The 24,633-nt window shown below is 40.3% G+C and carries 19 protein-coding genes; 17 read left to right on the forward strand and 2 right to left on the reverse strand.

The window, feature by feature from the left end; genetic code table 11:
* Positions 1 to 14: 14 nt before the first annotated feature.
* The 9 genes from HMPREF2885_RS07250 (at position 15) to HMPREF2885_RS07290 (ending at position 8,438) form a co-directional block, all read left to right on the forward strand.
* Positions 15 to 686, forward strand: coding sequence for a GTP diphosphokinase (locus HMPREF2885_RS07250; protein WP_007516769.1), 672 nt, complete (start codon positions 15 to 17; stop codon positions 684 to 686).
* Entirely contained in the window at positions 670 to 1,488 is an 819-nt protein-coding gene (locus tag HMPREF2885_RS07255) for an NAD kinase (RefSeq protein WP_000799063.1), read from the forward strand. The genes HMPREF2885_RS07250 and HMPREF2885_RS07255 overlap by 17 nt, the downstream gene beginning before the upstream one ends.
* A complete protein-coding gene (locus tag HMPREF2885_RS07260) occupies positions 1,485 to 2,381 on the forward strand; it encodes an RluA family pseudouridine synthase (protein WP_049479334.1) in 897 nt (298 codons plus the stop codon). The genes HMPREF2885_RS07255 and HMPREF2885_RS07260 overlap by 4 nt, the downstream gene beginning before the upstream one ends.
* 43 nt (positions 2,382 to 2,424) lie before the next feature.
* Complete coding sequence (gene pta, locus HMPREF2885_RS07265) at positions 2,425 to 3,399, forward strand: phosphate acetyltransferase (protein WP_049479333.1); 975 nt, start codon at positions 2,425 to 2,427, stop codon at positions 3,397 to 3,399.
* A gap of 82 nt (positions 3,400 to 3,481) precedes the next feature.
* Positions 3,482 to 4,660, forward strand: a complete 1,179-nt coding sequence (mutY, locus tag HMPREF2885_RS07270) for an A/G-specific adenine glycosylase (RefSeq protein WP_070657621.1) — start codon at positions 3,482 to 3,484, stop codon at positions 4,658 to 4,660.
* Positions 4,661 to 4,716: 56 nt separating this feature from the next.
* Entirely contained in the window at positions 4,717 to 5,424 is a 708-nt protein-coding gene (gene yycF, locus HMPREF2885_RS07275; RefSeq protein WP_049478212.1) for a response regulator YycF, read from the forward strand.
* Positions 5,417 to 6,766 carry a cell wall metabolism sensor histidine kinase VicK gene (gene vicK / locus HMPREF2885_RS07280; protein WP_070657623.1) on the forward strand — a complete coding sequence of 450 codons (1,350 nt, stop codon included), beginning with the start codon at positions 5,417 to 5,419 and terminating at the stop codon, positions 6,764 to 6,766. Before yycF ends, vicK begins: the two co-directional genes overlap by 8 nt.
* Position 6,767: 1 nt before the next feature.
* Positions 6,768 to 7,577, forward strand: coding sequence for an MBL fold metallo-hydrolase (locus HMPREF2885_RS07285; RefSeq protein WP_070657625.1), 810 nt, complete (start codon positions 6,768 to 6,770; stop codon positions 7,575 to 7,577).
* Positions 7,578 to 7,664: 87 nt separating this feature from the next.
* Positions 7,665 to 8,438 (forward strand): potassium channel family protein, encoded by a 774-nt coding sequence (locus tag HMPREF2885_RS07290; protein ID WP_070657627.1) that lies wholly within the window; start codon positions 7,665 to 7,667, stop codon positions 8,436 to 8,438.
* Positions 8,439 to 8,475: 37 nt separating this feature from the next.
* On the opposite strand, the gene HMPREF2885_RS07295 is transcribed toward HMPREF2885_RS07290, so the two are convergent.
* Positions 8,476 to 8,823 carry a DUF6568 family protein gene (locus HMPREF2885_RS07295; protein ID WP_049478214.1) on the reverse strand — a complete coding sequence of 116 codons (348 nt, stop codon included), beginning with the start codon at positions 8,821 to 8,823 and terminating at the stop codon, positions 8,476 to 8,478.
* Positions 8,824 to 8,934: 111 nt separating this feature from the next.
* On the reverse strand, positions 8,935 to 10,653 hold the full coding sequence (locus HMPREF2885_RS07300; protein WP_070657629.1) for a phospho-sugar mutase: 1,719 nt from the start codon (positions 10,651 to 10,653) through the stop codon (positions 8,935 to 8,937).
* 410 nt (positions 10,654 to 11,063) lie between these two features.
* Here HMPREF2885_RS07300 and HMPREF2885_RS07305 point away from each other — a divergent pair, with 410 nt between their 5' ends.
* From HMPREF2885_RS07305 to glgB, 8 genes are all read left to right on the forward strand, one after another.
* Positions 11,064 to 12,218 (forward strand): DUF4352 domain-containing protein, encoded by a 1,155-nt coding sequence (locus HMPREF2885_RS07305; protein ID WP_000722097.1) that lies wholly within the window; start codon positions 11,064 to 11,066, stop codon positions 12,216 to 12,218.
* A 78-nt stretch (positions 12,219 to 12,296) separates the two neighbouring features.
* The gene (locus HMPREF2885_RS07310) at positions 12,297 to 14,198 is read left to right on the forward strand and encodes an ABC transporter ATP-binding protein (RefSeq protein WP_070657631.1); all 1,902 of its coding nucleotides are present in this window, start codon (positions 12,297 to 12,299) and stop codon (positions 14,196 to 14,198) included.
* Positions 14,199 to 14,201: 3 nt separating this feature from the next.
* A complete protein-coding gene (locus tag HMPREF2885_RS07315) occupies positions 14,202 to 15,065 on the forward strand; it encodes an Rgg family transcriptional regulator (protein WP_070657633.1) in 864 nt (287 codons plus the stop codon).
* An 80-nt stretch (positions 15,066 to 15,145) separates the two neighbouring features.
* The gene (locus HMPREF2885_RS07320) at positions 15,146 to 16,324 is read left to right on the forward strand and encodes an MFS transporter (protein WP_070657635.1); all 1,179 of its coding nucleotides are present in this window, start codon (positions 15,146 to 15,148) and stop codon (positions 16,322 to 16,324) included.
* Positions 16,325 to 16,413: 89 nt separating this feature from the next.
* Positions 16,414 to 18,372 carry an NAD-dependent DNA ligase LigA gene (gene ligA, locus HMPREF2885_RS07325; protein ID WP_070657637.1) on the forward strand — a complete coding sequence of 653 codons (1,959 nt, stop codon included), beginning with the start codon at positions 16,414 to 16,416 and terminating at the stop codon, positions 18,370 to 18,372.
* A gap of 151 nt (positions 18,373 to 18,523) precedes the next feature.
* Positions 18,524 to 20,809 (forward strand): type I pullulanase, encoded by a 2,286-nt coding sequence (gene pulA / locus HMPREF2885_RS07330; protein WP_070657639.1) that lies wholly within the window; start codon positions 18,524 to 18,526, stop codon positions 20,807 to 20,809.
* A 196-nt stretch (positions 20,810 to 21,005) separates the two neighbouring features.
* On the forward strand, positions 21,006 to 22,430 hold the full coding sequence (locus HMPREF2885_RS07335; RefSeq protein ID WP_002875523.1) for an NADP-dependent glyceraldehyde-3-phosphate dehydrogenase: 1,425 nt from the start codon (positions 21,006 to 21,008) through the stop codon (positions 22,428 to 22,430).
* A gap of 271 nt (positions 22,431 to 22,701) precedes the next feature.
* Entirely contained in the window at positions 22,702 to 24,597 is a 1,896-nt protein-coding gene (gene glgB / locus HMPREF2885_RS07345; RefSeq protein ID WP_049479326.1) for a 1,4-alpha-glucan branching protein GlgB, read from the forward strand.
* Positions 24,598 to 24,633: the final 36 nt, after the last annotated feature.

The raw sequence follows: 24,633 nt of genomic DNA on the forward strand, positions 1-24,633 counted from the left end.
ACAAGGGAGAAAGTATGACCATAGAATGGGAAGAATTTTTAGATCCTTACATTCAGGCTGTTGGTGAATTGAAGATTAAACTTCGGGGAATTCGCAAACAGTATCGTAAGCAAAATAAGCATTCTCCGATCGAGTTTGTAACGGGTCGTGTCAAACCGATTGAAAGTATCAAAGAAAAGATGGCTCGTCGAGGAATTACTTATGCAACTTTAGAAAATGACTTGCAAGATATTGCTGGTTTACGTGTCATGGTCCAGTTTGTTGATGACGTCAAAGAGGTAGTTGAGATTCTACGTAAACGCCAAGATATGAGAATCGTTCAGGAACGAGATTATATCACTCATCGTAAGGCTTCGGGCTATCGTTCTTATCACGTGGTTGTCGAGTACACGGTTGATACGATCAACGGAGCTAAGACGATTTTGGCAGAAATTCAAATACGGACTTTAGCCATGAATTTCTGGGCTACGATTGAACACTCGCTCAATTATAAGTATCAGGGTGATTTTCCAGAAGAAATCAGGAAAAGACTGGAAATCACAGCGAAAATAGCCTATCAACTGGATGAAGAAATGGGTAAGATTCGTGACGATATCCAGGAAGCGCAGGCTCTCTTTGATCCATTGAGCAGAAAATTAAACGATGGTGTAGGAAATAGTGACGATACAGATGAAGAATACAGGTAAACGAGTTGACCTCATAGCAAATAGAAAACCTCAGAGTCAGAAGGTCTTGCATGAGCTGAGGGAAAAACTCAAGAAACAACATTTTATACTGAACGATACCAATCCCGATATCGTCATTTCCATTGGTGGTGACGGGATGCTTTTGTCTGCCTTTCACAAGTATGAGAATCAGTTAGACAAGGTTCGATTTGTAGGTGTTCATACAGGGCATTTAGGATTTTACACAGATTATCGTGATTTTGAGCTGGATCAATTGGTGACCAATCTTTTACTAGATACTGGTGCCAAAGTTTCTTATCCGGTCTTGAATGTTAAGGTAACGCTTGAAAATGGAGAGGTGAAAATCTTCCGTGCTTTAAATGAAGCCAGCATCCGTCGATCAGACCGCACCATGGTTGCGGATATCATCATTAACCATGTTCCGTTCGAGCGATTTCGTGGAGATGGAGTGACTGTTTCAACGCCGACGGGAAGTACTGCCTACAACAAATCCTTGGGTGGAGCTGTTTTGCATCCGACCATTGAAGCCTTACAGTTGACGGAAATAGCAAGTCTTAACAACCGAGTCTATCGCACTTTGGGTTCATCAATCATTATTCCCAAAAAAGATAAGATTGAGCTCTTGCCGACACGCAATGATTACCACACGATATCAGTCGATAACAGCGTCTATTCCTTCCGTAATATCGAACGGATTGAGTATCAAATCGACCATCACAAGATTCACTTCGTAGCGACACCAAGTCATACTAGTTTCTGGAATCGTGTCAAAGATGCCTTCATCGGCGAGGTGGATGAATGAGGTTCGAATTTACCGCAGATGAGCACGTCAAAGTTAAAACTTTCCTCAAGAAACATGAGGTTTCTAAGGGACTTTTGGCTAAGATTAAGTTTCGAGGCGGGGCTATTCTGGTCAATGACCAACCACAAAATGCGACTTATCTCTTAGATATTGGAGACAGGGTAACTATTGACATTCCAGCGGAGGAAGGGTTTGAGAGTCTTGAAGCAATTGAGCGTCCACTGGATGTTCTCTATGAGGATGACCATTTTCTGGTTTTGAATAAACCTTATGGAGTAGCTTCCATCCCCAGTGTCAATCATTCCAATACCATTGCTAATTTTATCAAGGGCTACTATGTTAAGCAAGAATATGAAAACCAGCAAGTTCACATCGTGACTAGGCTTGATAGAGATACATCTGGTTTGATGCTCTTTGCCAAGCACGGTTATGCTCATGCACGATTAGACAAGCAACTGCAACGAAAGTCTATCGAAAAAAGGTATTTTGCACTTGTTAAAGGAGATGGTGACTTGGAGCCAGAGGGGGAGATTATTGCCCCGATTGCGCGTGATGAAGATTCTATTATCACGAGACGGGTTGCCAAAGGTGGGAAATACGCTCATACGTCTTACAAAGTTGTAGCGTCCTATGGAAATATTCACCTAGTTGATATTCGCCTGCATACTGGGCGAACCCACCAAATCCGAGTGCATTTTTCTCATATTGGTTTTCCTTTGTTGGGAGACGATCTCTATGGAGGCGGCCTAGACGATGGGATTCAACGCCAGGCCTTGCATTGTCATTATTTATCTTTTTATCATCCCTTTCTAGAGCAAGATTTGCAACTAGAAAGCCCCTTACCGGATGATTTCAGCAATCTTATTACTCAGTTATCAACTAATACTCTTTAAAATCTATTTGGAGTATAATTTATTTTCTTAAAGGAGAAAACTCATGGAAGTTTTTGAAAATCTCAAAGCCAACCTAGTTGGCAAAAATGCTCGTATCGTTCTCCCTGAAGGGGAAGAGCCACGTATTCTTCAAGCAACAAAACGCTTGGTAAAAGAAACAGAAGTAATCCCTGTTTTGCTCGGAAACCCTGAAAAAATTAAAATTTATCTCGAAATCGAAGGGATCATGGATGGTTATGAAGTGATTGATCCTCAACATTATCCTCAATTCGAAGAAATGGTTGCTGCTTTGGTAGAGCGTCGTAAGGGCAAAATGACTGAAGAAGAAGCGCGCAAAGTTTTGGTTGAAGATGTCAACTACTTTGGTGTGATGCTAGTCTACTTGGGCTTGGTTGACGGTATGGTATCTGGTGCGATTCACTCAACTGCCTCAACAGTTCGCCCAGCCCTTCAAATTATCAAAACTCGTCCAAATGTAACTCGTACTTCAGGTGCTTTCCTCATGGTTCGTGGTACGGAACGTTACCTATTTGGAGACTGTGCCATTAACATCAATCCAGATGCAGAAGCTTTGGCTGAAATTGCGATCAATTCAGCAATCACAGCTAAAATGTTTGGTATTGAACCTAAAATTGCTATGCTAAGCTATTCTACTAAAGGTTCAGGTTTTGGTGAAAGTGTTGATAAGGTAGTGGAAGCTACAAAAATTGCTCACGACTTGCGTCCCGACCTTGAGATTGATGGTGAGTTGCAATTTGACGCTGCCTTTGTTCCTGAAACTGCAGCTCTTAAAGCTCCAGGAAGTAATGTAGCTGGTCAAGCAAATGTCTTTGTCTTCCCAGGTATCGAAGCAGGAAATATTGGGTACAAGATGGCAGAACGTCTCGGTGGTTTTGCGGCTGTCGGACCTGTTTTGCAAGGATTGAACAAACCAGTTAACGACCTTTCTCGTGGATGTAATGCAGATGATGTGTACAAGTTGACCCTTATCACAGCAGCTCAAGCAGTTCATCAATAAGATTTAGTCCTCTTTCCCATGGGAAGAGGCTTTTTAGTACTGAGAAAAGGACAGTTAGAAGCTTCTATGTTATACTAGATATATGTTAGATTTGAAAGAATACGGTATCGTCATGTGGCCGGAGGAGAAGATTATTTCTTTTCGTGAAAAACTCCTCAACTGGTATGATGAAAACAAGCGAGATTTGCCTTGGCGGAGAAGTAAAAATCCTTATCATATCTGGGTATCTGAAATCATGCTTCAGCAGACCAGAGTGGATACAGTTATTCCATACTACGAACGATTCTTGGACTGGTTTCCAACTGTTGAAAGTCTGGCCAATGCCCCTGAGGAGCGTTTACTGAAAGCATGGGAAGGTTTGGGCTATTATTCCCGCGTACGCAATATGCAGGCTGCAGCCCAGCAGATTATGGCTGACTTTGGGGGTCAATTTCCAAACACCTATGAAGGAATTTCTAGTTTAAAAGGGATTGGCCCTTACACTGCGGGAGCTATTTCCAGTATCGCTTTTAATTTGCCTGAGCCAGCGGTTGATGGCAATGTCATGCGGGTTTTGGCACGCTTGTTTGAGGTTAATCATGATATCGGAGTTCCCAGCAATCGCAAAATTTTTCAGGCAATGATGGAAATCTTGATTGACCCGAAACGACCAGGTGACTTTAACCAAGCTCTGATGGATTTAGGGTCTGACATAGAGGCTCCAGTTAACCCTCGACCAGAAGAAAGCCCTGTTAAGGACTTTAGCGCAGCCTATCAGAACGGAACTATGGATGTATATCCGATTAAAGAACCCAGGAAAAAACCTCTCCCAATTTATCTCAAGGCTTTAGTTGTACGCAATGGCCGTGGGCAATATTTACTAGAGAAAAATGAAAGCGAGAAACTACTAGCCGGTTTTTGGCACTTCCCTTTGATCGAAGTTGATGATTTCTCAAGTGATGACGATCAGCTAGATCTCTTTTCACAAGTCAAAGAGGAAAGCAGAGCATTTGGACCAAGCCCTCAAGAAAACTTTGAGCAGGATTATGATTTAGAAGTGAATTGGTCCCAGCAAGTATTTGACCAGGTCAAGCATGTATTTAGTCATCGGAAATGGCATATTCAAATCCTAGCTGGTCAAGTGTTGGAAACAAAACAGTTTTCGGACAGAGAAATTCGCTGGGTTTCTCCTCAGGAGTTTTCTGATTATCCACTTGCGAAGCCTCAACAAAAAATTTGGCAGGCTTATAAAACAAGTTTTGAAGATGAAGGCTTACAGTAGCCATTTGTGCCTTCTTTACATTTTTTTGTTATAATAGATAAAGAAAAGGTGATAAAATGAAAAAAATATTAATTGTAGATGATGAGAAACCAATCTCAGATATTATTAAGTTTAATATGGTCAAGGAAGGTTATGAAGTTGTTACAGCCTTCAATGGTCGTGAGGCAATCGAGCTATTTGAAGCAGAGCAACCAGATATTATTATTCTCGACTTGATGCTACCTGAAATTGATGGTTTAGAAGTGGCTAAATCTATTCGTAAGACTAGTAGCGTGCCGATTATCATGCTCTCAGCTAAGGATAGCGAGTTTGACAAGGTTATTGGTTTAGAGTTAGGTGCAGATGATTATGTTACAAAGCCTTTCTCAAACCGTGAGTTGCAAGCACGTGTTAAGGCTCTGCTTCGTCGTACAGACCTAGTTTCTGTGGATAGCCAAGAGTCTGATGAGAAGAAGGCGCAACCGTTACAAATCGGTGATTTGGAAATCGTTCCAGATGCTTACGTGGCTAAGAAATATGGTGAGGAGTTAGATTTGACCCACCGTGAGTTTGAACTCTTGTATCACTTGGCATCTCATATTGGTCAAGTGATTACGCGTGAACACTTGCTTGAGACTGTATGGGGTTATGACTATTTTGGTGATGTTCGTACTGTGGACGTGACCATTAGACGCTTGCGTGAGAAAATAGAAGACACTCCAAGTCGTCCAGAGTACATTCTCACACGTCGTGGTGTTGGATACTATATGAGAAATAATGATTGAAGATATTAGACAAACTATTCTGACCAGCGATTTTATCTTTATCTTGATTTTACTTGGTTTTATCTTGGTGGTGACCTTGCTGTTACTGGAAAATCATCGGGATAATATCCGTCTAAAGGAGATAAATCAAAAGGTTAAGGACTTGATTGCAGGTGATTATTCTCAAGTTTTGGACTTGCAAGGAAGTACAGAAATCACCAATATCACCAATAATCTGAACGATTTATCAGAAGTTATTCGTTTGACCCAAGAAAATCTGGAACAAGAGAGTAAACGATTGAACAGTATTCTTTCTTACATGACAGATGGCGTTCTTGCGACCAATCGCCGTGGCCAGATTACCATGATCAACGATATGGCCAAGAAACAGCTCGGTGTGCAGAAAGAAGATGTTCTGAATAAAAGCATCCTCGAATTGCTTAAGATAGAAGATGAGTATGAGCTGCGTGATCTAATTACACAGATTCCTGAGTTGACGATTGACTCCCAGGATGTGAATGGTGAATATCTAAGCCTTCGTGTACGTTTTGCTCTGGTTCGCCGTGAGTCAGGTTTCATCTCTGGTTTGGTTGCCGTTTTACATGATACGACCGAACAGGAGAAGGAAGAGCGTGAGCGAAGACTCTTTGTTTCGAACGTGAGTCACGAGTTGCGAACTCCTTTGACCAGTGTTAAATCTTATCTCGAAGCCTTGGATGAGGGAGCTCTGTATGATCCTGTTGCTCCTGATTTTATCAAGGTTTCACTCGATGAAACCAACCGTATGATGCGGATGGTGACAGATCTCTTACATCTATCTCGTATTGATAATGCAACCACTCAGTTAGATGTGGAATTGATTAATTTTACAGCCTTCATCACCTTTATTCTCAACCGCTTTGATAAGATGAGAAGTCAGGATGACGAGAAAAAATATGAGCTTGTCAGAGATTACCCTATTAATTCAGTTTGGATCGAGATTGATACCGATAAGATGACTCAGGTGATTGATAATATTCTTAACAATGCCATCAAGTACTCACCAGATGGTGGAAAAATCACTGTCAGCATGAAGACCACAGACGACCAAATGATTTTATCTATCAAAGACCAAGGTCTAGGTATTCCAAAGCAAGATTTGCCGAAGATTTTTGACCGCTTTTACCGTGTGGATCGTGCAAGAAGCCGGGCCCAAGGTGGAACTGGTCTAGGTCTGGCCATCGCTAAAGAAATCATCAAACAACACAATGGTTTTATATGGGCCAAAAGTGAATACGGTAAGGGATCGACCTTTACCATCGTGCTCCCTTATGATAAGGATGCCGTAAAAGAAGAAATATGGGAGGACGAAATAGAAGACTAGAATGAGTGAAAAAGGCTTTAAATACAGTATTTTAGCGTCAGGTTCCAGTGGAAATTCCTTTTATCTGGAAACCCCAAAAAAGAAAATCCTAGTGGATGCAGGCTTGTCTGGTAAGAAAATTACTAGTCTGCTAGCTGAAATTAATCGCAAACCTGAAGATCTGGATGCGATTTTGATTACGCATGAGCATTCAGACCATATCCACGGAGTCGGTGTCTTGGCTCGTAAATATGGTATGGATCTTTACGCTAATGAAAAGACCTGGCAGGCTATGGAAAATAGTAAGTACCTCGGCAAGGTGGATTCTTCGCAAAAGCATATCTTTGAAATGGGTAGAACCAAAACCTTTGGGGATATCGACATTGAGAGTTTTGGTGTTAGCCATGATGCAGTAGCACCCCAGTTTTACCGATTTATGAAAGACGACAAGAGCTTCGTCATGTTGACCGATACAGGTTATGTTAGTGACCGTATGGCAGGAATAGTCGAAAATGCAGACGGTTATCTCATCGAATCCAACCACGATGTAGAGATTTTGAGAGCAGGATCTTATGCTTGGCGTCTCAAACAGCGAATCCTATCTGATCTCGGTCACCTTTCTAATGAAGACGGTGCTGAGGCTATGATTCGTGCAATGGGAAATCGAACAAAGAAAATCTATCTTGGGCATTTGTCTAAAGAGAACAATATCAAAGAACTAGCTCATATGACCATGGTCAACCAGCTAGCCCAAGCTGATCTGGGAGTCGGAGTAGACTTTAAGGTTTATGATACCTCACCAGATACTGCAACACCATTGACAGATATATAAAAAAGAAGGCGAGTGCCTTCTTTTGTTTTGTACTTTGTCAGGGTTTTAGTGTGGTATAATGATAAAAATAACTAAAGGAGTAGAAGTGTGAAGAGAAAATGGTTATTAAAGGATTATTATGACACAACGATTATCATACTTGCATTGATATCTGTTGTCCTTGTTTTGCTTGGATTTGCTGAGATGATTGATTTAGACAGTCCTCCATACAGTATTATTGACTTACTGATTTGGTTTGTTTTTGTAGTAGATTATGGTTGGCGGTTCTTTTCAAGTAAAGAAAAATGGAGATTTATACTTGAAAATATCTTTGATCTGTTAGCTATTCTTCCTTTAAATGCTATTTTTACAGTATTTCGTTTAGGACGTATCTTCCGCCTAGCAAGGTTGACAAAATTACTAAAACTGACTCGTCTTTTAAGGATCGTAGGGTTAACTGGAAAGCTGGGAAAGAAGGTAAGCAAACTCTTACGGACAAATGGCTTACTTTATATTTTTTATCTCAATTCCTTTATTGTACTGGTAGGGAGTTCAATTTTATCTGTTGTTGAAGAAAAATCTTTTTCTGATAGTCTTTGGTGGGCGCTGGTAACGGTAACAACTGTTGGTTATGGGGATATTGTTCCTGAATCTATTTTTGGGAAGTGGTTAGCTGTTTTACTAATGCTTGTTGGTATTGGCACAATAGGGATGTTAACGAGTGCCTTGACAAACTTTTTTGTAAAGGATAATCCAGATGAGCAGATAAAACTTGATAACCTCCAAGACGAATTACGGAGTCAAAGGATCTTACTAGAGAAACAATCTGAAAAGATAGAAGAACTGCATAGAATGATACAAGACTTGCTTGAAAAAAAGTAATTTAGACCATACAAAAACCACTCGACGAGTGGCTTTTTTACAATCCAGCAAATTCCTTGATTTCTTGTGCAGACATAGAAGAGTCGCAACGGACCTTGATTTGGCCATCTGCAATGTGAACAAATCCTGGTACGGTTGGAATTCCATAACGTGAGCGGAATTCTTGCAATTCATTGAGTTGGCTTGGTTCTTCACTGTTGATGAAGTAGATGTGGGCTTTAGTTTCAGCTACGACACCTGCCAATGTGCCAGCAAATTTACGGCAGTAAGGGCAAGTTTTGCGACCAACAAAGAAGGTTGCAGTTTCTTTCTTATCAAGTGCTTCTTGCGCACGCGCAACTGTAGTGACTTCAAGGTCTTTGATGTTTTCTAAAAATTGTTCCATGAGATTACCTCGCTTTCATTGATAAGTCTAGTATGCCATAAAGTTTCTAAAAATGCTTAGATTTGATACGAAAAAAAGATGAGATTGGTTGGTCTCATCTTTTATAATTTCTTATTTAACAAAGGCATTGATTTCTGCTTCGATGTTGGCAATCTTAGCTTGTGAATCTTCATTGCTTTCACCCACAACAGCAATGTAGAATTTGATTTTTGGTTCTGTACCTGAAGGGCGAACTGCAATCCATGAACCGTCAGCAAGTGTATATTTCAACACCTCACTTGGAGGAGTTGTCAAGTTTGTAACAGTACCATCAGCAGCAGTAGCAGTTTGAGCCTTGAAGTCTTCTACGACAGTGATAGCTGTTGCATTCCATTCTTTTGGAGCATTGTTACGGAACTTAGCCATGATTTCCTTGATTTGTTCTGCACCATCAACACCAGAAAGGGTAACAGAGATAGTCTTTTCAGCGTAGTAGCCGTATTCTTTGTAGATTTCTTCGATACCGTCTGCAAGTGTCAAACCACGTGAACGGTAGTAGGCAGCAAGTTCAGCAACGACAAGAACGGCTTGGATGGCGTCTTTATCACGCACGAATGGTTTAATCAAGTAACCGAAGCTTTCTTCAAATCCCATCATGTAGGTGTGGTTGTGCTTTTCTTCGAATTCTTGAATCTTTTCAGCGATAAATTTGAAACCTGTCAAAACGTTGAACATGGTTGCGCCGTAGCTTTCAGCAATCTTCGTTACCAAGTCAGTTGATACGATGGATTTGCAGAGAGCTGCATTTTCAGGAAGAGTTCCAGCATTTTTGTGGGCTTCCAAGATGTATTTAGCCATGATAGCACCGATTTGGTTACCTGAAAGGTTAAGGTAGCTACCATCTTTTTGAAGAACTTCAACACCAACACGGTCAGCGTCAGGGTCAGTTGCAACAAGCACATCTGCACCAACTTGACGACCAAGTTCTTCAGCAAGGGCGAAGGCTGCTTGGCTTTCTGGGTTTGGAGATTTTACAGTTGAGAAGTCAGGATCAGCAGTTGCTTGTGCTTCAACAACTTGAACAGAGTCAAATCCTGCTTGAGCAAGAGCACGACGAGCCAACATTTCACCCGTACCATGAAGTGGTGTGTAGACAATCTTCATGTCTTTACCGAATTCTTCGATCAAGGCTGGGTTGATGTTTACGTCTTTAACTTCTTTAAGGTATTCTGCATCAACAGCTTCGCCGATAACTTCAATCAAGCCAGAAGCTTTTTCCGCTTCTACATCGGCAACTTCCACAGCGAATGGATTTTCGATAGCACGAATGTAAGTAGTCAAAGCGTCCGCGTCATGTGGAGGCATTTGTCCACCGTCTTCACCGTAAACCTTGTAACCGTTAAATGGAGCAGGGTTATGGCTGGCAGTAATCATGATACCTGCAAAACAGTTGAGGTGACGAACTGCAAATGACAGTTCTGGAGTTGGACGGAGGCTTTCAAATACGTAAGATTTGATACCGTGTTTAGCAAGAACTGCCGCAGATTCAAAGGCAAACTCAGGTGAGAAGTGACGGCTATCGTAGGCAATTGCTACACCACGTTCTTTTTCGTTTCCACCTTTTGACTCAATCAAACGAGCCAAACCTTCGGTAGCTTGACGAACAACGTAGATATTGATGCGGTTTGTACCAGCACCGATCAAACCACGCATACCAGCGGTACCAAATTCAAGATTGGTATAAAAGGCATCTTCCTTTGTTTTTTCGTCCATATTGATTAAATCTTGACGAAGGTAGTCTGGAAGGTCAGCAAAATCGACCCATTTTTGATAATTTTCTTGGTAAGTCATAGAGTGTCTCCTTTGTTTATTTGCTTTAATCGCTTTCATTATATCACGATTTGACATTTTAGTAAAACGTTAGCATAACTTAAAATGTAGGAAATTAACTTTTGCACTTTAGCGGGAAAATGGTGGGGACTGTGCTTACTTATACTAAGTTAGGGATGAAAATTAATTATTAGATACTTTATAACATGAAAGTTTATAATTCATTTTGTAGGTTTGTTGAAGAAAAAAATCAAAAATATTGTTATATTCTATTCTTTTTATAAAGAATCCTTTAATGCATCAAATGAACAGATAGAAAAATTTAAGTTAAAACTCTATAAATTTAAGATATTTTGAAAATATCTGGTTTCTGTTTTGATTTTTATTCTGCGTATGGTAAAATATAGTAAATCATTAAAGGAGAATCCATTATGAAAAAAATTCTTAAGCATTCTGCTTTGCTTTTGTCAGCTTTAGCACTTGTTGCCTGTGGAGCTCAAAAAAAAGCAAGCGACAATGGTACTGCCTCGAACTCAAACTTTGAAGTTTCTGTGAAAGATGGTATGTTTGTATTGCCTAAAGATGAAGATTCATCTTCAAGCTACCTTGCACTTCAAGTCGAAATCAAGAACAATCGTGATAAACAGTTTAGTTTTACTAGCCAAGATATTACGCTTTATAATGAAAAAGATGAAAAATTACAACCAATTCAAATCTACGAAAGCGACAGTAAAACGAAATTTATGTCATATGGTGACAGTCTTTCTAAAGGAAAGAGTGTTGCTGGTTATGTAGTGTATGAAGTCGACAAGAATGCTAAGTATGAACTCCACTTCGCACCTAGCTTTTATGATGACATCAAAGAGAATTCTAAAAAGAATAACGATGTAGCCATCAAGGTGGATCCAAGTCAGTATGAAGACAATATTGATGAAGCAAAAGATGTAATGAAAAAATATGTCGATGCTGTTTACCTTAATGGGGAAAGCTCTGGTGGTGGAACGAACCTAAGTGCTACTGACAATAAGTCGCAAGTTGTAGCACTTGCTGATGATAAAAAATCTTCTGATAATAGTGCTGAATTCACAAACGATGCGAAAGCTGATAAAGAAGAGTTTATCAAGAAATTTACAGAGTCATTCGGAAAAGGTTTCTATAACTACAAACCTTCTGATTCAGAACTTAGAACATTCGCAGATGCTTACATCAAAGCAAATGCTAAGAGAGCAAAAGTTGATTACAAGGTGAAGACATACTTGCCAGATTATGCTGTTGTTTATGTTCGACCAGAGACAATCGACTTGGATAATTTGAATGTTTATGAATTGAGCCGTAAATTCTACGAAGAAAACAAAGGTAAATATAGCAACTACTCTGAAGCTATGAAAGCTGGTGAAAAATATATTTTAGAAAACGCACCGAGTCAATTTGATTCAACTCCTCTAGACACTAGTGATAACATGAAGAAAGAGGGTTATGAAATTAAAATGACTAAGAAAGATGGAAAATGGACCATCGATACCTCTTCTAAAAACTATGAATTGAAAGATATGGCTCGCACATTCCGTGGAGGCATTGGATACTAAGATGAAAGGTTCGGGTATACCACTCGAACTTTTTTCATTGCAATTGTGCAAAAGAGAAAAAGATAGTAAAATAGAGATATGATTATTTTACAAGCTAATAAAATTGAACGATCTTTTGCTGGTGAGGTTCTCTTTGAATATATCAACCTGCAAGTAGATGAACGAGACCGAATTGCTCTTGTTGGGAAAAATGGTGCAGGTAAGTCTACTCTTTTAAAGATTTTGGTTGGGGAAGAGGAGCCAACTAGTGGAGAAATCAATAAGAAAAAAGATATTTCTCTGTCTTACCTAGCCCAAGATAGCCGTTTTGAGTCTAAAAATACCATTTATGATGAAATGCTCCATGTCTTTGATGATCTACGCCGTACGGAGAAACAACTGCGTCAGATGGAGTTGGAGATGGGTGAAAAGTCTGGTAAAGATCTAGATAAACTGATGGCGGATTATGATCGTTTATCAGAGAATTTTCGTCAGGCTGGTGGTTTTACCTACGAAGCTGATATCCGCGCTATCTTGAATGGTTTCAAGTTTGATGAATCTATGTGGCAGACGAAAATTGCTGAGCTTTCTGGCGGTCAAAATACTCGTCTGGCTCTAGCAAAAATGCTCCTTGAAAAGCCCAATCTCTTGGTCTTGGACGAACCAACCAACCACTTGGATATCGAAACCATTGCCTGGTTAGAGAATTACTTGGTAAACTATAGCGGTGCCCTCATTATTGTCAGTCACGACCGTTACTTTTTGGACAAGGTTGCGACGGTTACACTGGATTTGACCAAGCATTCCTTGGATCGTTATGTAGGCAATTACTCTCGTTTTGTTGAGTTAAAGGAGCAAAAGCTAGCTACTGAGGCAAAAAACTATGAAAAGCAGCAGAAGGAAATCGCTGCTCTGGAAGACTTTGTCAATCGCAATCTAGTCCGAGCTTCAACGACCAAGCGTGCCCAATCTCGCCGCAAGCAACTGGAAAAAATGGAGCGTTTGGACAAGCCTGAAGTTGGCAAGAAATCAGCCAATATGACTTTCCAGTCTGAAAAAACATCAGGAAACGTCGTTTTGACAGTTGAAAATGCTGCTATTGGCTATGATGGGGAAATATTGTCAGAACCTATCAATCTTGACCTTCGTAAGATGAATGCTGTTGCGATTGTCGGACCAAATGGTATTGGCAAATCGACCTTTATCAAGTCGATAGTGGATCAGATTCCCTTTATCAAAGGAGAGAAGCGTTTTGGAGCAAATGTCGAGGTTGGTTATTATGATCAGACTCAAAGCAAGCTAACACCAAGCAATAGTGTCCTAGATGAACTTTGGAATGACTTTAAATTAACATCAGAGGTTGAAATCCGCAATCGTCTAGGTGCATTCCTTTTCTCAGGAGATGATGTTAAAAAGTCAGTCGGAATGTTGTCAGGTGGTGAACGCGCTCGTTTGTTGCTTGCTAAACTGTCTATGGAAAACAACAATTTCTTGATTCTTGACGAGCCGACCAACCACTTGGATATTGATAGCAAGGAAGTGTTGGAAAATGCCCTGATTGACTTTGATGGAACCCTTCTTTTCGTCAGCCACGACCGGTACTTTATTAACCGTGTAGCTACTCATATTTTGGAACTGTCTGAGAATGGTTCGACCCTCTACCTTGGAGATTATGACTACTATGTTGAGAAGAAAGCAGAAGTAGAAGCGATTCAGACAGAAGAAGCTTCAACTAGCAATCAAGCAAAAGAACCGAGCCCAGTCAATGACTACCAGGCTCAGAAAGAAAGTCAGAAAGAAGCCCGTAAGCTCATGCGACAAATCGAGAGTTTAGAGGCTGAAATCGAAGAGTTAGAAACTCAAAGCCAAGCCATTTCTGAAAAAATGCTGGAAACCAACGATGCTGAAAAGCTCATGGAATTGCAGACTGAACTGGACAAAATTAGCCATCGTCAGGAAGAGGCTTTGCTTGAGTGGGAAGAATTATCAGAGCAGGTGTAAGAAATGGAACATCTTGGAAAGGTATTTCGTGAATTTCGAACAAGTGGGAAGTACTCCTTAAAAGAGGCGGCAGGTGAATCATGTTCGACCTCTCAATTATCTCGCTTTGAGCTTGGGGAGTCTGATCTAGCAGTTTCCCGTTTCTTTGAGATTTTGGATAATATTCACGTGACTATTGAAAATTTCATGGACAAGGCTAGGGATTTTCAAAATCATGAACATGTTGCCTTGATGGCACAGATTATTCCGCTTTACTACTCAAATGATATTGCAGGTTTTCAAAAGCTTCAAAGAGAACAACTTGAAAAGGCTAAGAGTTCGACCAATCCCCTCTATTTTGAGCTGAATTGGATTTTGTTACAGGGACTGATTTGTCAAAGAGATGCTCATTACACGATGAGTCAGAGTGATTTGGAAAAAGTAGCAGATTATCTTTTTCAAACAGAAGAATGGACCATGTATGAGTTGATTCTTTTCGGTAACCTCTATACTTTCTACAATGTGGACTATGTAGCTCGGATTGGCAGAGAAGTCATGGAGCGGGAAGAGTACTACAAAGAAATTGGACGGCATCGTAAACTCGTTTTGATTTTAGCTCTTAACTGTTACCAGCATTGTTTGGAAAGCCGTTCCTTTACGGATGCGGACTATTTTGAGGGCTATGTAGAGAAGTTGATTGGAAATGGTATCAAGCTTTATGAGCGCAATATCTTCCATTATCTCAAAGGTTTCGCTTTTTACCAAAGAGACTTGAAAGAAGAAGGTTGTAGTCAGATGCAGGAAGCCATGCATATTTTTGATGTGCTTGGACTTCCAGAGCAAGTGGCTTACTATCAGGAACATTATGAAAAATTTGTAAATGCTTAAATTTCCCAAATAAGGGAAAAATAAAGAGACTCCTTTCGGTTTTGATACAATAGTTTCAAAATTTGAGAGGAGCTTTTTATATGAATCGACATGCAATCCAGTTGATTAGTCGTGGTGCTATTATTAAAATAGGAAATATGCTCTATGATTATGGAAACAGTGTTTGGTTAGCATCAATGGGGACGATAGGACAGACTGTTCTTGGGATTTATCAGATTTCTGAACTCGTCACATCGATTCTGATCAATCCTTTTGGTGGAGTGATTTCAGACCGCTTTTCGCGTCGCAAAATTTTGATGACGACAGACTTGATTTGTGGCGTTCTTTGCTTAGCTATTTCTTTCATCAGAGATGATAGCTTGATGATTGCTGCCTTGATTTTTGCCAATATTGTTCAGGCGGTTGCTTTTGCATTTTCTCGTACAGCCAATAAAGCCATTATAACTGAGGTTGTAGAGAAAGACGAGATTGTGACCTATAATGCTCGTTTAGAGCTCGTTTTGCAGGTTGTAGGTGTTAGCTCCCCTGTACTTTCTTTCCTCGTTTTACAATTTGCCAGTCTCCATATAACGCTTGTTTTAGATGCCATTAGCTTTTTCATCGCATTTACCTTAGTAGCTTTTCTCCCCAAAAAAGAGACTCAGGAACAAGAGAAAAAGACTTTCAGCTGGAAAAATATTTTTGCTGATATGAAGGAAGGGATTCGCTATATTTGGCGACAGCAAGAGATTTTCTTCCTTTTGTTAGTAGCTTCCAGTGTCAATCTCTTTTTTGCAGCTTTTGAATTTCTCCTCCCCTTTTCAAATCAGCTTTATGGAGTAGAAGGAGCTTATGCAAGTATTTTGACTATGGGCGCAGTTGGTTCCATTGTGGGAGCTCTTCTAGCTAGTAAAATAAAGGCAAATGTTTATAATCTTTTGATTCTATTGGCTTTGACTGGAGTAGGAGTTTTTATGATGGGGTTACCACTGCCAACTTTTCTTTCTTTTTCCGGAAATTTAGTTTGTGAACTGTTTATGACGATTTTTAATATTCACTTTTTTACTCAGGTTCAAACCAAGGTTGAGGGGGAATACTTGGGAAGAGTCCTAAGCACCATTTTTACCTTAGCCATCCTATTTATGCCGATTGCAAAAGGCTTTATGACGGTGCTACCAAGTGTCCATCTCTCTTCTTTTCTGATAATTGGAAGCGGTGTTATCATCCTGTCTTGTTTCTCCCTCGTTTATGTGCGAGGTCATTTTGATAAAGAGTTATAATTTCTCTTTTTAAGAAAATATTACACTACAAACCATTTTTCAGCCCTTCTCTATTGTGAGGAGGGCTTGCTTTGTGGTAAAATGGGAATATGAATGAAAGAATGAATGAGTTAGTTACCTTACTTAACCGCTATGCGACCGAGTACTATACGAGTGACAATCCCTCGGTTTCAGATAGTGAGTATGATCGCCTCTACCGAGAGTTGGTCGAATTGGAAGCCGCCTATCCGGATCAAGTTTTAGCGGACAGTCCGACCCATCGTGTTGGTGGTAAGGTTTTAGATGGTTTTGAAAAATACAGTCATCAGTATCCTCTATACAGTTTGCAGGATGCTTTTTCACGTGAAGAGTTAGAAGCTTTTGATGCGCGTGTTCGAAAGGAATTACCCCACCCGACCTATATTTGTGAGCTGAAAATTGATGGTTTGTCTATCTCGCTGACGTATGAAAAGGGGATTTTGGTTGTCGGTGCCACTCGTGGTGATGGTTCTATTGGAGAGAATATCACTGAAAATCTCAAGCGTGTCAAGGACATTCCTTTGACCTTGCCAGAAGAACTTGATATCACTGTTCGTGGAGAGTGTTACATGCCACGCGCTTCATTTGACCAGGTCAACCAAGCTCGCCAAGAAAATGGAGAGCCTGAATTTGCTAATCCTCGTAACGCAGCTGCAGGAACCCTCCGTCAGCTGGATACAGCAGTAGTGGCCAAGCGTAATCTTGCGACTTTCCTCTATCAAGAAGCAAGCCCTTCTACTCGTGATAGTCAAGAAAAAGTCTTGAAGCATCTTGAACAGCTTGGTTTTGTAGTTAATCCTAAACGAATCTTGGCTGAAAGCATGGATGAGATATGGGATTTCATCCAAGAAGTAGGACAAGAACGGGAGAAACTACCTTACGATATTGATGGAGTGGTCATCAAGGTCAATGACTTAGCAGGTCAAGAAGAACTTGGTTTTACGGTTAAAGCACCTAAGTGGGCAGTTGCCTACAAATTTCCTGCTGAGGAAAAAGAAGCCCAGCTCCTTTCAGTTGACTGGACAGTAGGTCGTACGGGTGTTGTGACCCCAACTGCCAATCTAACACCTGTTCAGCTTGCTGGGACAACTGTTAGCCGTGCAACACTGCACAATGTAGATTATATTGCTGAAAAGGATATTCGAAAAGACGATACGGTTATCGTTTATAAGGCTGGAGATATCATCCCTGCTGTTTTGCGTGTGGTAGAGTCCAAGCGTGTTTCTGAAGAAAAACTAGATATTCCGACTAACTGTCCAAGTTGTGACTCCGATTTGTTGCACTTTGAAGATGAAGTGGCTCTTCGTTGTATCAATCCACGATGTCCTGCCCAAATCATGGAAGGTTTGATTCACTTTGCTTCTCGAGACGCCATGAATATTACAGGGCTTGGTCCATCTATTGTTGAAAAGCTTTTTGCTGCTAATCTGGTTAAGGATGTGGCAGATATTTACCGTTTGAAAGAAGATGATTTCCTTCTTTTAGAGGGTGTCAAGGAAAAGTCTGCTTCTAAACTATATCAGGCCATTCAAGCATCCAAGGAAAACTCTGCTGAAAAACTCTTGTTTGGTCTGGGAATTCGCCATGTCGGAAGTAAGGCTAGCCAACTCTTGCTCCAACATTTCCACTCTATTGAAAATCTAGCCCAAGCAGATCCTGAGGAAGTAGCAAGTATCGAGAGCTTGGGTAGTGTGATTGCCCAAAGCCTTCAGACTTATTTTGCTACAGAAGGATCGAAGATTCTTTTAGACGAGTTGAAAGAAGCTGGAGTTAATCTGGACTACAAAGGGCAGACAGTAGTAGCAGATGCAGCCTTGTCAGGTTTGACAGTTGTATTAACAGGAAAATTGGAACGTCTCACACGTTCTGAAGCCAAAAATAAACTCGAAATCCTTGGTGCTAAAGTTACAGGCAGTGTATCTAAGAAAACGAATCTTGTCGTAGCAGGAGCAGATGCAGGAAGCAAGCTCCAAAAAGCACAAGAACTTGGTATCGAAGTTCGAGATGAAGCTTGGCTAGAAAGTTTGTAAAGAATAGTTGAAAACTAGATGTTAGATAGTCTGAAACTATCTCTCCTGATGTGTTTTTATATCTATTAATGCTATTCTCTATTGTGCTGAAATTCCCGCTAAATTCTTCAGCACTACATAAAAAAATTGAAATTAGGAATTAGGAAAAGAAATGTATAGATACCCAGTAGTCATCCATTTTCACCGAAAAAATGGGGATTATGATGCTTGTTCATTCAGTAGAAAACAGGCAGATGTTAAAGAAAATTTGTATTATGAAAATGACTATTTTGGAGCAAAATTCTCCTTTACAGTTACAAGTGCAGAAAGGCTCGATACTTTGACCTTTTCTGTCGTAATAGATGGAAAGACAAAAGATTATCTCCTACGGTTTAACTATTATCCATTGTTGACTGAGGTTTGGATTTTGGATGGTGATGAGACGGTTTATTATTCTGAAAATCCAGCCATTGCAAGTCCTTGCTATAAAGATCGAAACCCGTTTGCTTTTGATAAAGCCTTTCACAGTGAAAGTTTTGATCACCATTGGGGATACCAAGGAGAATTAGGTTATAGTATCTCAGACTACCAGACAAGCTTTAAACTCTGGGCTCCAACAGCTACAGCAGTCCAAGTGGTCGTTTATGAAAATACAAGTAACGACGCGCCGATTTGGAAAACTTTTAATCTCGAGCGTGGGAACAGCTATTCATATAGTCATAAGTACAATACCATTGGTGTTTGGAGTGTAGACCTGGATGAAAATCTTGCAGGTAAAGCTTATCAGTATCAGATTGAGTTTCCGCACCACCAGACCTTGACACGAGACCCATACACTATCGCTACAAGTCCTGATGGAAAACGTTCCGTAATTCTCTCTCAGCAAGATAGACAGGTAGAAGGATTTAAAGTCAAACATGGGACAGACGCTCCTTGGCGTTTGGAAAATCCATGTAAAGCCGTTATCTGTGAGATGCACATTCGTGATTTTACAAAATCGCCTACATCTGGGGTACCAGAAAACCTTCGAGGGACCTTCCTTGGGGCTACCCAGACGGGAACGGTTAACCAGTTTGGGCAAGCAACAGCCTTTGACTATATCAAAGAACTCGGCTGTAATTATGTTCAGCTCCAACCAATCTTTGATCGTCATAAGGAATACGACGAGGACGGAAATGTAACCTATAACTGGGGTTATGACCCTCAAAACTACAATGCCCCAGAACCAAGTTTCTCTAGTAACCCAGATGATCCAGGACAGGTTATTCGAGACCTCAAGACCATGATTCAGGCATATCACGATGCGGGAATCGGTGTCATTATGGATGTCGTTTACAACCATACCTTTTCAACGGTCGATGCACCTTTCCAAACAACCGTTCCTGATTATTACTATCGTATGAATCCAGATGGAACCTTCCAAAACGGCACAGGTGTAGGAAATGAAACCGCAAGCGAACACGAAATGTACCGTAAGTATATGATTGACTCACTCCTATATTGGGTGAAAGAATACAATATTGACGGTTTCCGTTTTGACTTGATGGGAATTCACGATGTCAAAACCATGCAAGCGATTCGTTGGGCACTTGATGAAGTTGATCCACGTATTATCACTTATGGAGAAGGTTGGGATATGGGGACTGGTCTTGCACCTTATGATAAGGCCAAAAAGGACAATGCCTACCAGATACCAAATATTGGATTCTTCAATGATGATCAGCGTGATGCGATCAAAGGAGGAGAAGTTTATGGTTCAATCAAGGCAGGATTTGTTAGTGGTGCAGCTACAGAACCGATTGTAGCCAAAGCTATTCTTGGTAGCCGAGAGTTGGGCTCATATCTTAGTCCAAACCAAGTTCTTAACTATGTGGAAGCCCATGATAATTACAACTTGCATGATTTGTTAGTAACCCTTCATCCAGATTACAGTTCAGATAAGATTATGCGTCAGGTTGAGACAGCAACAGCGATGAGCGTTCTTATGCAAGGGATGTCCTTTATAGAGTTGGGTCAAGAATTTGGCCGCACCAAACTCCTTGCTACTGGAGAAAATGGTGAGCTGACTCCGGCAGATAGAGAACGCGCCATGAATAGTTATAATGCTCCAGATAGTGTCAACCAGGTCAACTGGGATTTAATCAATGAGAGACAAGAGAGCATTGAATTTATCCGTCAGATTATTCGTCTAAAAACACAAACGCGTGCTTTCTCTTATCCTACATATGAAGAAGTTTATCGTCATGTCTTCGTCCATACAGCTGCTGAAAATAGTGGGTGGATTGTTTACGAAATTCACGGTGCTGCAGAGCATTTATTGGTGGTATTTAATGCCAAGGGAACCTCCTTCTACTTTGAAAATGCAGGAAATCTTGAAATGCTTGTGTCCAACAGTCGTTCTCAAGAGTCTAATGTGATTGATGATATCAGCGTTGCAGTCTTGAAGGTACTTTCATAGTAAATACTACAAAAAGGTTTAGTTAACTCTAGACCTTTTTTATTTTTATTGAAAAACCAATATCTAATAGGAATAAATTTCAAATAATTTGAAGAATCAAGTTTGTGAAAAAAATATCAATATTTTCCAAAAAGGGGTTGTAATTTTCTGAAAATTTGATAAAATAAGTTTTAATCATTTTCAGGAGGAAGAGAATTTGACACATTATCAGAATTTAGTGAATGGAAAATGGAAATCATCAGAGAATGAAATTGCCATCTATTCTCCCATCAATCAAGAAAAGTTGGGTACAGTACCTGCTATGAGTCAGGCTGAAGTAGATGAGGCGATGAAAGCTGCGCGTGCAGCTCTCCCAGCATGGCGTGATTTAGCACCCGTTGAGCGTGCAGCCTATTTGCATAAGACAGCAGACATTTTGGAACGTGACAAAGAAAAAATTGGTACCATTCTTGCTAAAGAGGTTGCAAAAGGGATTAAAGCAGCCATTGGAGAAGTAGTACGTACAGCAGAATTGATTCGTTTTGCTGCCGAGGAAGGTCTCCGTATCACTGGACAAGCAATGGAAGGTGGCGGTTTTGAAGCTGCAAGTAAAAATAAACTAGCCGTTGTCCGTCGTGAACCAGTTGGTGTCGTTTTAGCTATTGCACCATTTAACTATCCAGTCAACCTTTCTGGATCTAAGATTGCTCCGGCTTTGATTGCAGGAAATGTCGTTATGTTCAAACCCCCAACACAAGGATCTATTTCTGGCCTCTTGCTAGCTAAAGCATTTGACGAAGCAGGAATCCCAGCAGGTGTCTTTAACACCATCACTGGACGTGGTTCTGAAATCGGAGACTACATCATCGAACACAAGGAAGTGAACTTCATTAACTTTACAGGTTCAACACCGATTGGTGAGCGTATTGGTCGTTTAGCTGGTATGCGCCCGATTATGCTTGAACTTGGTGGGAAAGATGCAGCAATTGTCTTAGAAGATGCAGATTTAGAAAATGCAGCTAAGCAAATCGTAGGTGGTGCCTTTAGCTACTCTGGTCAGCGTTGTACCGCTATCAAACGTGTTTTGGTTGTGGAAAGCGTAGCAGACAGATTGGCAGAATTGCTCCAAGCTGAAGTTGCTAAGCTAACAGTCGGTGATCCATTTGACAATACAGATATCACGCCAGTTATTGATAATGCTTCAGCTGATTTCATCTGGGGATTGATTGAAGATGCTCAGGAAAAAGGAGCCAAAGCGCTCAGCCCAATCAAACGTGAGAATAATCTCATTTGGCCAGGACTTTTTGATTATGTCACAAGAGATATGAAATTAGCCTGGGAAGAACCATTTGGACCTGTTCTCCCAATTATTCGAGTTGCAGATGCCAATGAAGCACTTGAAATTGCTAATGAATCAGAATTCGGTCTTCAATCTTCAGTCTTTACAAATGACTTTAAGAAGGCGTTTGAAATTGCTGAAAAACTTGAAGTTGGTACCGTTCATATTAATAATAAAACACAACGTGGACCAGATAATTTCCCATTCCTTGGTGTAAAAGGTTCTGGTGCAGGAGTACAAGGAATTAAATATAGTATCGAAGCGATGACAAATGTTAAATCCATTGTTTTTGATGTGAAATAATTTATAAAATCAGGAAAACGACTTCCTGATTTTATTTTTTCAAAAAAATGCAGTTTAAAATTGATAAAAAACGAATATTCTGGTATTATAATAAAAAAATATATGGAAATTGTTTCGTGTTCTATTTTCTGGATATCTTTTTTAAAATGCTAGGTAATTTTTTGAAGGCTTTCATAAAAAAATATGATTTCCTTCGTAAATTACTTGAAAGTTACCTTAAAAGAGTGTATAATAGAATTATAGAAAACGCTTACAAAAGAAAGGGGATTGAATGAATAATCAAGAAGCATTAAGAACCTTTACTACAGGTGAGAACTTTCACCTCCAGCATTATTTAGGAGCGCATAGAGAGGAGAAAAACGGAGAAATAGGCTATACCTTTAGGGTTTGGGCCCCAAATGCACAAGCAGTTCATTTAGTTGGTGATTTTACCGATTGGGTTGAGAATCAGATTCCCATGGTTCGTAATGAAGCAGGTGTTTGGGAAGTCTTTACGAGTCAAGCTCAGGATGGTCAGATTTATAAATATCATATCACGCGTGGAAATGGTCACCAGATTATGAAGATCGATCCATTGGCAGTTTATTTTGAAGCTAGACCGGGTACAGGAGCTGTTTTGACCAATATCCGTGAAAAGAAATGGAAAGATGGCCTTTGGTTAGCACGTCGCAAACGTCTGGGATTTTTCGAGAGACCAGTTAATATATATGAAGCCCATGCAGGATCTTGGAAGAGAAATCCAGATGGTAGTCCCTATACTTTTTCGCAACTGAAAGACGAGTTGATTCCATACTTAGTTGAGATGAACTATACACATATTGAGTTCATGCCTTTAATGGCTCACCCACTTGGATTGAGCTGGGGCTATCAACTTATGGGTTACTTTGCTTTTGAACATTCCTATGGTACACCTGACGAGTTTCAAGATTTCGTTGAAGAGTGTCATATAAATAATATCGGTGTTATCGTCGACTGGGTTCCAGGTCATTTCACTATTAATGATGATGCCTTGGCATATTATGACGGTACACCAACTTTTGAATACCAAGATCACAACAAGGCTCATAACTATGGTTGGGGTGCTCTGAATTTTGACCTCGGGAAAAATGAGGTCCAATCTTTCCTGATTTCAAGTATTAAATTTTGGATTGATTTTTACCACTTAGATGGTATTCGGGTCGATGCAGTGAGCAATATGCTGTATCTAGATTATGATAATGCTCCTTGGACCCCAAATAAGGACGGCGGAAATCTTAACTACGAGGGTTATTATTTCCTTCAACGGTTGAACACAGTGATTAAGTTAGCTCATCCAGATATCATGATGATTGCAGAAGAAAGTTCATCAGCAACAAAGATTACTGGCATGAAAGAAATGGGCGGCCTTGGGTTTGACTATAAATGGAATATGGGCTGGATGAACGACATTCTCCGTTTCTACGAGGAAGATCCGATTTATCGCAAGTATGACTTTAATCTTGTGACTTTCAGCTTTATGTATGTTTTCAATGAAAACTATCTCCTGCCTTTCTCACATGATGAAGTAGTTCATGGTAAGAAGAGTATGATGCATAAGATGTGGGGAGATCGCTACAATCAGTTCGCTGGTCTGCGCAACCTCTACACCTATCAAATTTGTCATCCAGGTAAGAAACTCTTGTTCATGGGTAGTGAGTACGGACAATTCCTCGAGTGGAAGTCCGAGGAGCAGTTGGAGTGGTCTAATCTAGAAGATCCGATGAATGCCAAGATGAAGCATTTTACTTCACAACTGAATCAATTCTATAAAGAGCATCGTTGTCTGTGGGAAATTGATACTAGTTATGATGGTATCGAGATTATCGATGCTGATAATAGAGATCAGAGTGTCCTTTCCTTTATTCGTAAGGGCAAGAAGGACGAAATGTTAGTCTGTGTCTTTAACATGGCACCAGTTGAACGTAAGGACTTTACGATTGGTTTACCTGTTGCAGGTATTTACGAAGAAGTTTGGAATACAGAATTAGAAGAATGGGGAGGTGTGTGGAAAGAGCACAATCAAACAGTTCAGACTCAAGAAGGCTTATGGAAAGATTATGAGCAGACTTTGACCTTTACCTTGCCTGCCATGGGAGCAAGCATCTGGAAGATCAAGCGTCGTTTGAAACAAGCTAAGAAAAAAGAATAATGGGCTGTTGATGATATTTTTTAGTTTTTAAAAACG

The organism is Streptococcus sp. HMSC062H02, from assembly GCF_001813005.1.
Taxonomy (GTDB): domain Bacteria; phylum Bacillota; class Bacilli; order Lactobacillales; family Streptococcaceae; genus Streptococcus; species Streptococcus oralis_S.

Coding starts and splice junctions, on each gene's coding strand:
- HMPREF2885_RS07255 (WP_000799063.1), top strand. CDS start 670: ATGAAGAATACAGGTAAACGAGTTGACCTCATAGCAAATAGAAAACCT.
- vicK (WP_070657623.1), top strand. CDS start 5,417: ATGATTGAAGATATTAGACAAACTATTCTGACCAGCGATTTTATCTTT.
- HMPREF2885_RS07260 (WP_049479334.1), top strand. CDS start 1,485: ATGAGGTTCGAATTTACCGCAGATGAGCACGTCAAAGTTAAAACTTTC.
- ligA (WP_070657637.1), top strand. CDS start 16,414: ATGAATGAAAGAATGAATGAGTTAGTTACCTTACTTAACCGCTATGCG.
- HMPREF2885_RS07310 (WP_070657631.1), top strand. CDS start 12,297: ATGATTATTTTACAAGCTAATAAAATTGAACGATCTTTTGCTGGTGAG.
- mutY (WP_070657621.1), top strand. CDS start 3,482: ATGTTAGATTTGAAAGAATACGGTATCGTCATGTGGCCGGAGGAGAAG.
- HMPREF2885_RS07315 (WP_070657633.1), top strand. CDS start 14,202: ATGGAACATCTTGGAAAGGTATTTCGTGAATTTCGAACAAGTGGGAAG.
- HMPREF2885_RS07300 (WP_070657629.1), bottom strand. CDS start 10,653: ATGACTTACCAAGAAAATTATCAAAAATGGGTCGATTTTGCTGACCTT.
- yycF (WP_049478212.1), top strand. CDS start 4,717: ATGAAAAAAATATTAATTGTAGATGATGAGAAACCAATCTCAGATATT.
- HMPREF2885_RS07320 (WP_070657635.1), top strand. CDS start 15,146: ATGAATCGACATGCAATCCAGTTGATTAGTCGTGGTGCTATTATTAAA.
- pulA (WP_070657639.1), top strand. CDS start 18,524: ATGTATAGATACCCAGTAGTCATCCATTTTCACCGAAAAAATGGGGAT.
- HMPREF2885_RS07285 (WP_070657625.1), top strand. CDS start 6,768: ATGAGTGAAAAAGGCTTTAAATACAGTATTTTAGCGTCAGGTTCCAGT.
- pta (WP_049479333.1), top strand. CDS start 2,425: ATGGAAGTTTTTGAAAATCTCAAAGCCAACCTAGTTGGCAAAAATGCT.
- HMPREF2885_RS07250 (WP_007516769.1), top strand. CDS start 15: ATGACCATAGAATGGGAAGAATTTTTAGATCCTTACATTCAGGCTGTT.
- HMPREF2885_RS07305 (WP_000722097.1), top strand. CDS start 11,064: ATGAAAAAAATTCTTAAGCATTCTGCTTTGCTTTTGTCAGCTTTAGCA.
- glgB (WP_049479326.1), top strand. CDS start 22,702: ATGAATAATCAAGAAGCATTAAGAACCTTTACTACAGGTGAGAACTTT.
- HMPREF2885_RS07295 (WP_049478214.1), bottom strand. CDS start 8,823: ATGGAACAATTTTTAGAAAACATCAAAGACCTTGAAGTCACTACAGTT.